An 11,954-nucleotide genomic window follows, 5' to 3' on the forward strand; every position below is an offset into this window, starting at 1 on the left:
AATTAAAAGTTAACACTAAATCCTGTGGAAAAAGTACGGGACAACGGATAAGTTTTTCCTGAACTGTTCGATCCGTCTTTCGCTCCATAACCGGTATTAATTGTTTCCGGGTCGAATCCTCCGGGCAATCCCGTAAGGGTGAATAAGTTTTCTCCCGAGAAGAAGACTCTCAGGTTGGAAACACCTATTTTGCGTGTGATCTGGGCGGGGATGGTATACCCGATCTGCAAATTCTTCAACCGTACATAGGCGGCATTCTGAAGATAGCGGGTTTGCGTCTTTTGATTTTTTGCGAAGTTATCAACCAAGATACGCGGGAAATAAGCGTCCTTGTTAGCGCTCCAGAAATCATCCCCTTCTTCGCGGAAGAAATCAAGATGAGAAGTAAAGCAGGCCGATTGCCAGATCCCTCCTGTAGCTCCCCAGAACATGTTGTCGTTCAACCAGGCATCGCGTTTTGCCACTCCTTGGAAGAATAAGCGTACATCAATGCCCTTCCAGGATGCATTCAGATCCAGACCAAAACGGAATCGTGGGGAAGTATTGCCAATCACTTTTTTGTCACCTGGGTCATTAAGCGTAGCTCCATCGGAAATCTTGCCATCACCATTCAGGTCCCGATACATGATGTCACCTGCGCCCCATTTGACTCCTAATGCATCTTGTCCGCCGTTGGGCAGTGAAGCAAGATGAGCATCCATTTCTTCCTGGCTTTTGGCTATGCCAATGGTTTCGAATCCCCATATATCTCCATTATATTTACCGACATACCACGTGTTTATTTTACCGGTCGTGTTTGGGTATTTGAGGATTTTCTGACGGTCGTCCGAAAGCAACAGGTGCACTCCGTAGTCAAAATCTTTAATGCGGTCCCGCCATCCTAGATCCAATTCAAAACCGGTAGACTGCATATCCGCATTGTTCATTTTGGGTACATTTGCCCCTAAAGTTACAGGAAGTTCGGGAGCTGGTCCTACCATATTGATAGTCTTCCGGTTGAACCAGTCAAAACTTACGGTCAGACGATTGTTCAGCATACCCAGGTCAAAACCGATGTTCCATGACCGCATGGTTTCCCATCCTAATAGCGCTGAAATCAAATCCGGTGCATTCGCTGTGTTGGGACGGCTGTTGTTAATCAGCCAGTGGGAGTCGGGATCTTGGGCGACAAACTTCATTAACTGGATATACGGATATAGGTTTTCTGTATTCTGATTGCCCAGCTCTCCCCAGGAACCGCGGATCTTTAACGTATTAATGATATGGCTGGTAGGTTCCATGAATGCCTCACGGGCTACGTTCCATCCGGCAGAGAAGGAAGGGAACAAATTCCAGCGTTTGTCTTTTGCAAAACGTGAAGTACCGTCATACCGGAGATTGACTTCCAGCAGATACCGTTCTTTATAATCATAATTGAGTCGGCCGAAGAAACCGGCTGTTGCCCAATGTGTCAGTTTGGACTTATCGATAGTCGATTCACCCGTAGCGGCATTAATACTGGGCACGGATTCTGAGATCAAGTCCAGCTTGGACGCCTGCAACTGCCGCCATTTATTTACTTCGGCCTGAAAACCGACCATTGCTTTCAGATGGTGTGCGTCGGCAAATGATCTGTAATATTCACTGTAGACGTTGGCATTGAAATAATTGGTACGCTCGGCACCTTCGGTAACTTTCGACGTTTTCCATGTATCACCGGAATAAGGTTCGCCGGCTACATTCATCTGCGGCACCTTTAAATAATCCGTATGGGTGAAGGCATCTATCACTTTATAATTGATTTCTCCGAAGATTTTCCAGTCTTTGATCGGTTCTATCACCACCTGGAACTGTTGGTATAGCCAGTCAGTCTGCGAATTGTTATCGCCTCCATAGAGAATCGGCCGGATAATCGTATTACCCATCGGATAACCGTTGGGGTCTACAGTTGGTTCCATCGGCCAGCGTTTGGCTATATTCTGATATAAGGTATTATCAGTCATCGCGGTAGGCTTGCTATAATCTTTCCGCATATATTTCATGCTGTAATTCATGTTCAGCCACGGATAAAGCTGTGCGTTAATCTTGCTGCTCACCGAATAACGCTGTAATTTATCACGGCGGATAGCCATCATTCCTTCCTGTCCCATATAGTTGCCGGAGAAATAATACTGTATTTTTTCTGTTCCTCCGCTGACGCTGAGAGAATGCTCCTGCGAGAATGCCGTACCTCCGAAAACTACGTCATACCAGTCTGTATTCGTATTACCGATCCAGTCCCAGATAGTGGGAGTATTTCTGTTCGGTTGGGTAGTAGTGGTAATTGTGCCTGATGCGTAATCTTTGATAGCCTGAAGACGGGTATCGTCAAACTGTACCGCTGTTTTACCATCATTCAACTGCATTTTGTTGAAGTACATGGCATAAGTGTAGGCATCTGCTACATCCGGCAGATTAATGGCTTCTGACCAGCGGAAACTATTATTATAATTAATGTTGACTTTCCCCGCTTTTCCTTTTTTAGTCGTTATCAACACTACGCCGAATGGCGCACGGGAACCATAGATGGAAGAGGCAGCCGCATCCTTCAACACCGAAATACTTTCAATATCATTGGGGTTCAGCATATTCATGTTTCCTTCCATGCCGTCGATCAGAATCAGCGGAGATGCATTGGAACCGTCACCGATCGTACCGGCTCCACGGATATTCACTTTCATGTCTGCACCAATTTCACCACCGTTGCCATCCGAAGCATAAGAAAAATTCATTCCCGGAACTAATCCTTGTAATGCTTGGCTTACATTAGAAACCGGACGTGACAGTAAATCCTCGGCATTTACCGTAGATACCGAACCGGTCAGGTTGACTTTCTTCTGTGTACCAAAACCTACGACAACGATTTCGTCCAGTGTCTTGGTATCCTCTTTCAGGATGACCGACAGACTTTTGCCGGGCTGTGCCTTCACGGTCTGGGACATATAGCCTACGTAAGAAACCGTAATCGTCACATTGGCAGATGCTGTATTCAATATGAAATTCCCATCCAGGTCTGTAATTGTACCATTCTGGGTGCCATCTTCCATTACGGTAGCGCCAATGACCGGATCGCCAAACATATCCGTCACTTTTCCCTTTATCTGCACGGTTTGTTTCGCGGCAGGCGCTTCCACTATTTGCGTAGATAATATTATTTTTTTATTACGTACGGCATATTTGACATTGGTGTTTTTAAACACTTCATTCAATAAGGTAAATATATTGCTCTGTTCGGTAACTACCGATACCCGGCGGTCTACATCAATATGATGGTCATTGTAGAAAAAGCTAAAATCAGATTGTGCCTCAATTTGTGACAGAACTTCTTTCACAGTCAAGTTTTGTGCTTTCACAGAGATCATAGTACGTTGGGCGTAGCTGTCGTTAGCACATAGAAGCCCAACAAAACAAAAACAGAAAACAAAGAGCAGTTTCATAGACAAAGGAATTTTTTTCCAAACAATAAAAACGGGATTATCCGCCCACAATTGTTGGACATAATTGTTTTTCTTCATATATTTGCATGAATTAAAGTTAAGAAATAATTTTCTCTGTTTGTATTCAAACAGGTTAAAGGCTTTCTCATACAGGCTGGATGCGGGAACATCTGCCTGTATGCTTTTTTTTAAGGCGGTTGGAAGTTTCTCATACGTATTATAATTTTATTGGTTAAACATGAAAGGCTTTAATATATTTCAATCTGCCTCCTTTCTTCACTTTGATTATTTGTCAGTTTCACATTACGCCAGCGTATGTGTGAGGATATTTTAAAATTCTCCAGAATCTCTTCTATATATTGTTCTGTAAACGCTCCGGTAAATGTATATTTGTCAAATTTCGAAGTGTTTACAATAAAATCTACATTATAGCGTTTCTTCAGTATATGCAATGCTGCCTTAAATGGAGTTTTATCAAAAATAACCTTTTGGTCCATCCAGGCAAGCTCCGATTCGCCATTGGTGTTGTATGACAGAATCTGTCCGTCCTTATTATTATAAATCACTTTTTGTCCGGGACGCATTAGTATTTTACTTCCCTGTCCGTCTTTCTCATAAACAAATTCGACCTTTCCCTCTACCAAAGTGGTAATCACCTCATCCATCTCATCAAATGCTTCCAGGTTAAAGTGTGTACCCAAAACTTCCACTTTAGATTTTTGGGGAGTCGAAACAATGAATTTATGTTCAGGGTCTTTCGCAACTTCAAAATACGCTTCGCCATTCAGACTCACTTCACGAATGTTACCGGTGAAAATGGAAGGATACTTTAAGACTGAGCCGGAGTTTAAGTACACTAAAGTGCTGTCTGGTAATCTGAAAGAAGTTATCATTCCGGGTTGTGTCCGGACTTCGAATATCTGGGCATGGACGGGGGCGGTAGATTGGGGTTGGTTAAGCAAAACCAAAATAGTAATAGCCATCGGTATGAGTAAGGCAACAGCTGCACGTTGTATCCAACCCCACCAGGAAATATGATACTTATTCTCTTGCATCCGTCCCTTCACTTTTGATAGCTCCTCATCCATATCCATTTTTTCAGTAACCTGTTGCGTGTCAGTCATAAGAAGAAGTGTGTAAATGTCCATGGCCTTCTTTTTATTTTCATCTGACAATTTGATCCAGGCTTCTATTTCCTGAATTTCGTCTGCTGTTGCTTTACCATCATAATAGCTGATCAGCAAGTCTTCTATAGTTGAATGATGCATTTCCATGATAAATTTATTAAAGAGACAAGCGGGAAAATAAAACTACTAAGGTTATTTAAATAATTAACATTAATAAACTTTATGGTTAATAACTGTGTTATTTTACGCTTATTTAAAATATAAGCATTATCATTGCAGCCATGGAATACAGCAATGAAGATGCGTACTTATTGATGGCACTAAGGAGAGGGGAGATGATCGCTTTTGATAGTATATTTAAAAAATACTACCCGATTCTTTGTGCGTATGGAAATAGGTTTGTAGACTATGAAGAGTCGAAAGAAATAGCGGGTGACGCTATTTTATGGCTGTGGGAACATCGCGAAACACTTCAGGTTGAAACTTCCTTAGGCAGATATTTACTCAAATCGGTTTACCATAGATCACTTAACTGCATCAAGCAAAAACAGCTGAAGAATCATGCTGATACTATGTATTATGAGGAGATGGAAAAGCTGATACATGATGCAGAGACTTACCAGTTCCAAGAGCTTTCAAAAAGAGTGAAAGAAGCTATAGATGCATTGCCTGCTTCCTATAGGGAGGCTTTTGTTATGCATCGTTTTACTAAAAAGAGCTATAAGGAAATAGCTGAGAGTTCCGGGGTTTCAGTAAAAACAATTGCTTATCGTATACAACAGGCAACAAAGCTGCTTCGAAAAGATCTTGCAGACTTACTAATTACTATGATCGTTTGTGTATTGTTAGTCGTTCGTTAACTATTGCTCAGGCTTACCTATTGCTGAAAAAAAGAACTTTCTTAAAAAAGGAATATTTAATCAGCCAAGGAATGCTGTAAATTACATTACGGATAAATAAGAAGTAGAAAAACGCCTGCATTTGCTTGAATGAAAATCTCTCTTTCTTTTATTTAAGTTGTATGCTGAATAGATTGATATGATATTACTTCTTATGTTTTCTTTTAGATGATGTATTGACTGAAAGGATAACTTTTTGTTTAATCTTGCCTTTTCGCTATTTGTGATTAGCCAGCGTGAAAACAAGCTCCGGATAGTCTTTTTATCTCTTCCTCACCGAGGAAAAACAGGTTCCTCGGTGAGGAAGAATACGTTGGTTTTAAACCAAGGAGGCGTTCCTTTAAGACCAACGAGTGGTTTAGTGATAGAAAAAGATGCATATCTCATGTGAATTTATGCAATAATAATCTGTTATTCCGTATATTATTGCACTAATTTATGCGCTTTATTCTTTGTTTTACTATTTTTATTTCAACTGTATTTTTGTTTAATCTTAAAAATAGCACATTGATGTTGGGCTGCATGTACATATTTCTAAGAGAACGATGGGTTTATCAACTTTCTTGTTTCAATGATTCGTCTTTCTGAATATAGACAGTCCGTGTCGGAAAAGCAAGGTTCAATCCTGCTTTATTAAAAGCAGCCAGTATTTCCATATTCATATTTGAGGTTACGCCTAAAATATCTCCTTGTTTCTCTATAAAATAGATATACATGATAACCAATGCGGAATCTGAGTATTCTGTAAAAACAGCGACTATATCAGAAGGGTTAGAAGATACATTTTCTACTCTTTTGGGGATGGATTTCAATAGTTCTAAAGCTTCTTTCATCTTTTCGGAAGTCGTATCATACGTCAGTCCAAGATTCAAGACTACTCGGCGCATAGGTTCGGATGAAATATTAACGATAGAAGTATCGGTAATCTTATAATTGGGGAAAGTTATAATACGTTTGTCGTAATTCATTATTTTTGTGCTTCGGACTCCTACGTCTACTACCGTTCCTTCATAACTATCCACGCGAATTGTGTCTCCGATGCTGAAAGGTTTATCCGTCAGAATGGTAAACGCACCGAAAACGTTTTTTACTGTATCTTGTGCTGCCAAAGCAAATGCGATACCACCAATACCCAAAGTTCCCAACAGAGCGCTGATGTTAACTCCCACATTACTCAAAGCCATGACGATGCCGATGAGCCAGACTATAACCAAGATGGTTCTTTTGATGATTGGCATCATTTTGTTAGCTTGTCCGTTGGACTGCTTTCCCCAGTAAACCTGAAGTAAACTACTGAACAAACGGCCGAAAAACCAAGTAATATCCAGAACAATCAAAATGCTGTAAGCATTGTCAACTACTTTCACAAAACTGTCCGGATAAACCAACCGATGGATAGCGATCCAGATTCCCAACAGAATTATAGCAAACTTAACAGGCGCTTCCAAAGAGTAAAAAATGACGTCGTCCAGGTGATTGTCGGTTCCCGTAACAAAAGGTTTGATAACTTTCTTGCCTAATAGCGATAATAATTTCACAATAATAATTGCTCCTAAAATAATAAGAATGGAAATACCCCAGTTTTCAATAGTATTTCCCCATAATTCATTTTCTAACATAGTCTAACTGATTTATAATTGTACTTTTATTTAATAATATCAAGTTGATCTCCTTTTTATTGACGATACAAGATAAGAGCTGAAGATGCTGCGATAGAAATATCCCCTCCCGATAAATGCTCCTGACTGTCTAGATCAATTTGTCCGTTATGGCAGACTATAATCCAATCTTGTTCCGGGATATTGATGTCTGCCTGATTCCGGTTACCGTTGTATGCAACTAGAATTTCTTTCCATTCATCACCGTTAGCATACTCGCCTAGAGTATAAGCGATGACACCGGAATCGCCTGTATCAAGAAAATGAAGCCATTTCTCTAAGCCCTCTGCTGTAGGAATACGGAAGGCGGGATGTTTTTTGCGGAGTGCGATTAATGTTCTGATATAATTGAATATATCACGGTTTTTAGCTTTTAACGCCCAGTCTATTTGGTTGACGGCGTCAGAAGACTTGTAGCTGTTTGGCTCTCCCTGTTTGTCCTGCATGATTTCTTCACCGCCACGAATAAAAGGAATACCTTGCGAGGTTAAAAGCACGGTGTGTATTAATTTGTCAATAGGAACCAGTTCTTCTTCAGAATGTTCGCCTTGAACAGATAATTTCAGCTTATCTACCAGCGTATATCCGTCATGACAGGAAACAAAGTTAATCATTTGAGAGGGAGCAGCGGCATATGGACCGTCACAGTAAAGTAACCCGCTATAATCTACCTGTGGGTGTTGTGTTCCGCCAACGATTCCATATTTGACAGGTTCAAAATGCCCGTTGATATTTCCGGAGGCATACCCTGGTTCCTGTTCGTCAAAGGTACTTCCTTTCAGACCGTCACGAAATTCATCATTAAATACGGAAATACCTTTCATTTTTCGTACATTCTCCTTTACAGCCCGTTGCTCGAAAGGTAATGGAGAATCTGCTGCTACCCAACCTTCTCCGTATACAAAAATGGTGGGGTCAATTTTTAATAATTCCTCTCTTAACTAGTTCATGGTGTCGATGTCATGTATCCCCATCAGATCGAATCTAAAACCGTCAATGTGATATTCTTTCGCCCAGAATTTGACCGACTCAATGATATAATGGCGAACCATTTCGCGTTCTGAGGCTGTCTCATTTCCACACCCGGAAGCATTTGAATAGGAACCGTCGGGATTCTGGCGGTAAAAATATCCCGGAACCGTCAGGTCAAAATTAGAATGCTCGGTTGAGGCTGTATGGTTATAAACCACATCGAGTACAATACGAAAACCATTTTGATGGAGGCTTTTTACCATCTCTTTAAATTCGCGGATACGGGTGGTGGGGGTGACAGGATCGGTGGAGTAACTTCCGTCCGGTACATTATAATTCTTCGGGTCATATCCCCAATTGTATTTGTTTTTCTCCAATTTCCTTTCATCGATTGTGGCGAAATCGAATGAAGGAAGGATGTGTATATGCGTTACTCCCAATTCTTTTAAATGATCCAGTCCGGAAGATTCTCCTTCGGGAGTTTTAGTTCCGGTCTCTGTCAGAGCAAGAAACTTCCCCTTATGTTCAATTCCTGAGTTTGGATCAATACTAAAATCGCGGTGATGAAGTTCATAAAGAATGATATCGGAATACATTTTCAGTTCGGGTGACTGGTCTGATTCCCAACCTTCGGGATTTGTCTCGTTCCAGTCGATTACAGCAGCGCGATTGCCATTGATGCCGACTGCTTTTGCCCAGATACCGGGTGTTTCGTCCAGCCATTTTCCATCTTTTTCTATTTGGAAGGTGTAGAAAGAACCTTTCAGATCACGGTCTATATGGATACACCAGGTCCCATTGTCGGCTATGTCCATTTCCAGTTGTTCTTCCGGATCTCCCGCTTCGCCGGATGAATACAGGTTTAAACGGACATTATCGGCACTTGGTGCCCATAGCGTAAATATGGATTGCTGGGGTGTATAGACTAATTCCAAATCGTTCTCATAATAGCACGGATACTTGTCATACGAATCCAACTGGTCCGGGGACGGATGATTTTTCAACTCTCTCATATTTTCTAATTTTATATTAATACTATATAAAAAAAATAATTATGTTGTGGAATAAATGAACCGAATTATTCCGTTATGGTATGACTGAAAACAAATGTGAAATCAAAAATTCCTGTTCACGCTCTGATAAATATGAATAATAAAAGAATAATTAAGGTAATTTTACGGTGTTGTAAATCAGCTTTTTATCCTTTGCACTTTTTTGTATTTGTTAGCTTATAATTTATAGAAACGTAGGAACTTTGTTAACATCATCTTTGTTTTGTATAAAGTTAATTATAAAAAAAATGGAGCGTATGGAAAATGGTGTTATGATGCAATATTTTGAATGGCATCTCCCGAATGACGGGAAGTTATGGAAACAGATAAAGGAAGATGCGTCGCATCTTCGTGATATAGGTGTGACTGCTGTTTGGATTCCCCCTGCTTATAAGGCCGATGAGCAGCAAGACGAAGGATATGCGACTTATGATCTGTATGACTTGGGCGAATTTGACCAAAAGGGAACCATAAGAACTAAATATGGTACGAAAGATGAACTGAAGAAAATGATTGACGAATTGCACAAATATCATATTGCTGTTTATCTGGACGTTGTATTGAATCATAAAGCGGGTGGTGATTTTACTGAAAAGTTTATGGTAGTGGAGGTCGATCCCAAGGAGAGAACCAAGGCTTTGGGTGAGCCGTTTGAGATACAAGGGTGGACCGGGTATAGTTTTCACGGACGTAAGGACAAACATTCGGATTTTAAATGGCATTGGTATCATTTTTCCGGGACGGGTTTTGATGATGCGCAAAAGCGCAGCGGTGTTTTTCAGATACAGGGAGAAGGAAAAGCTTGGAGTGAGGGCGTGGATAGTGAAAACGGTAATTATGATTTTCTGTTATGTAACGATATTGACTTGGACCATCCGGAAGTTGTATCTGAATTGAACCGTTGGGGAAAGTGGGTTTCCAATGAATTGAATCTCGACGGAATGCGTCTGGATGCCATTAAACATATGAAAGATCAATTCGTCGCACAATTCCTCGATGCGGTGAGGAGTGAAAGAGGCAATGATTTTTATGCCGTAGGTGAATATTGGAATGGTGACCTGGAAGCATTGGATGCTTATATAGAAGCTGTTGGGCACAAAGTAAACCTATTTGATGTCCCGTTACATTATAATATGTTCCAGGCATCACAGGAAGGTAAAGACTATGATTTGAGGGATATTTTAAAAGATACTCTGGTTGAACATCATCCCGATCTGGCAGTAACCATTGTTGACAATCATGATACGCAACGCGGAAGTTCTCTTGAATCCAATGTAGAAGATTGGTTTAAACCGTTGGCTTATGGCTTGATTTTGCTGATGAAGGAAGGCTATCCATGTCTGTTTTATGGAGATTATTATGGTATAAAGGGGGAGAAGTCTCCTCATACCCGGATTATTGATATATTGTTGGATGCGAGACGAAAGTACGCTTACGGTGATCAGATAGAATACTTCGACCATCCTTCAACAATTGGCTTTATCCGTACAGGAGATGAGGAACATAATGGCTCCGGGCTGGTCTTCCTTATGTCTAATGATGAGGCGGGAAGTAAAATAATGAGCTTGGGTGGGAAACATAAAGGCGAAGTCTGGCACGAAATAACCGGAAGTATATCCGAAGAAATAACTTTAGATGAAGAAGGAAACGGAGAGTTCTCTGTCGAATTCCGTAACCTGGCTGTTTGGGTGAAGAAGGATTAGGTATATGGTACTTATATAATTAATTATGAAGATGCCTGTTACAGTTGTAATCAGGTATCTTCATGATTTGTATGAAAGTCATTTGCAGACAGAAAGATTCTCTGTATCTTTGCCGCCATGGCAGAAAGAAGCGAACTACATACGAGAAATAAACACAATGGACAATATGATTTTTCATTGTTGACAGAGAATTATCCACCGCTCAGAAAATTTGTACTTCTCAATCCTTTGGGAATACAAACAATCGATTTTTTTAATCCACATGCTGTGAAAGCGCTGAATAAAGCATTGCTGATAAGTTATTATGGTATCCGCTACTGGGATATTCCAAGGAATTATTTGTGTCCGCCTATCCCCGGGAGGGCAGACTATGTTCATTATATTGCCGATTTAATTGATCTGGAGAGAGTCAGTAATACGGCAAATGAAGAGAATGGAGATAAGCCAAAACGACAGTGCAGATGCTTGGATATCGGTGTAGGTGCAAATTGTATTTATCCGATTATTGGGCACGTTGAGTATGGATGGATGTTTGTGGGTTCCGATATTGATCCGGTATCTATAGAAAATGCGCGTAAGATAGTGACTTGCAATCCTGTATTGGCACATAAGATTGATTTGCGGCTTCAGAAAGACAATCGGAGGATTTTTGACGGAATCATTGCTCCCGATGAATATTTTGATGTAACAATTTGCAATCCTCCGTTTCACAGTTCGAAAGAAGAAGCAGAAGAGGGGACATTACGTAAATTGAGTAGTCTGAAAGGGGAGAAAGTAAAGAAAACCAAATTGAATTTCGGTGGAAATGCGAATGAACTTTGGTGTGAGGGTGGAGAATTACATTTTTTGCTGAATATGATTTCTGAGAGCCGGAAATACCGGAAGAATTGCGGTTGGTTTACAAGTCTGGTTTCTAAGGAGAAGAATCTGGATAAACTATATGCTAAATTAAAAGCCGTCCATGTATCGGAATATAAGATAATTCGAATGTGTCAGGGTACAAAAAATAGCAGAATTTTGGCTTGGCGATTTTTGGAATAGCTGATTTTGTTTTTTCGATAAACGGATATTTTTAAAGAAGATTATCT

The 11,954-nt window shown here is 40.5% G+C and carries 6 protein-coding genes and 1 pseudogene; 3 read left to right on the forward strand and 4 right to left on the reverse strand.

The window, feature by feature from the left end; genetic code table 11:
* Positions 1–2 precede the first annotated feature (2 nt).
* Together DW640_RS12255 and DW640_RS12260 are read right to left on the reverse strand one after the other, a co-directional pair.
* Complete coding sequence (locus DW640_RS12255; protein ID WP_117578264.1) at positions 3–3,533, reverse strand: TonB-dependent receptor; 3,531 nt, start codon at positions 3,531–3,533, stop codon at positions 3–5.
* A 170-nt stretch (positions 3,534–3,703) separates the two neighbouring features.
* Positions 3,704–4,729 carry a FecR family protein gene (locus DW640_RS12260; RefSeq protein ID WP_225657906.1) on the reverse strand — a complete coding sequence of 342 codons (1,026 nt, stop codon included), beginning with the start codon at positions 4,727–4,729 and terminating at the stop codon, positions 3,704–3,706.
* A 134-nt stretch (positions 4,730–4,863) separates the two neighbouring features.
* On the opposite strand from DW640_RS12260, the gene DW640_RS12265 reads away from it, so the two are divergent.
* Positions 4,864–5,442, forward strand: a complete 579-nt coding sequence (locus tag DW640_RS12265; protein ID WP_032813529.1) for an RNA polymerase sigma-70 factor — start codon at positions 4,864–4,866, stop codon at positions 5,440–5,442.
* A gap of 593 nt (positions 5,443–6,035) precedes the next feature.
* On the opposite strand, the gene DW640_RS12275 is transcribed toward DW640_RS12265, so the two are convergent.
* Together DW640_RS12275 and pulA are read right to left on the reverse strand one after the other, a co-directional pair.
* Complete coding sequence (locus tag DW640_RS12275; RefSeq protein WP_008760401.1) at positions 6,036–7,100, reverse strand: mechanosensitive ion channel family protein; 1,065 nt, start codon at positions 7,098–7,100, stop codon at positions 6,036–6,038.
* Between the two features lie 56 nt (positions 7,101–7,156).
* A pseudogene (gene pulA, locus DW640_RS12280) lies at positions 7,157–9,124 on the reverse strand (type I pullulanase).
* 296 nt (positions 9,125–9,420) lie between these two features.
* Here pulA and DW640_RS12285 point away from each other — a divergent pair.
* Both DW640_RS12285 and rlmF read left to right on the forward strand, forming a co-directional pair.
* Entirely contained in the window at positions 9,421–10,866 is a 1,446-nt protein-coding gene (locus DW640_RS12285) for an alpha-amylase (protein WP_117578294.1), read from the forward strand.
* A gap of 117 nt (positions 10,867–10,983) precedes the next feature.
* Positions 10,984–11,907 carry a 23S rRNA (adenine(1618)-N(6))-methyltransferase RlmF gene (rlmF, locus tag DW640_RS12290; protein WP_072067604.1) on the forward strand — a complete coding sequence of 308 codons (924 nt, stop codon included), beginning with the start codon at positions 10,984–10,986 and terminating at the stop codon, positions 11,905–11,907.
* Positions 11,908–11,954 lie beyond the last annotated feature (47 nt).

Origin of the sequence: Bacteroides sp. AM23-12, assembly GCF_003434395.1 — a bacterium.
GTDB classification, from domain to species: Bacteria; Bacteroidota; Bacteroidia; order Bacteroidales; family Bacteroidaceae; genus Bacteroides; species Bacteroides thetaiotaomicron.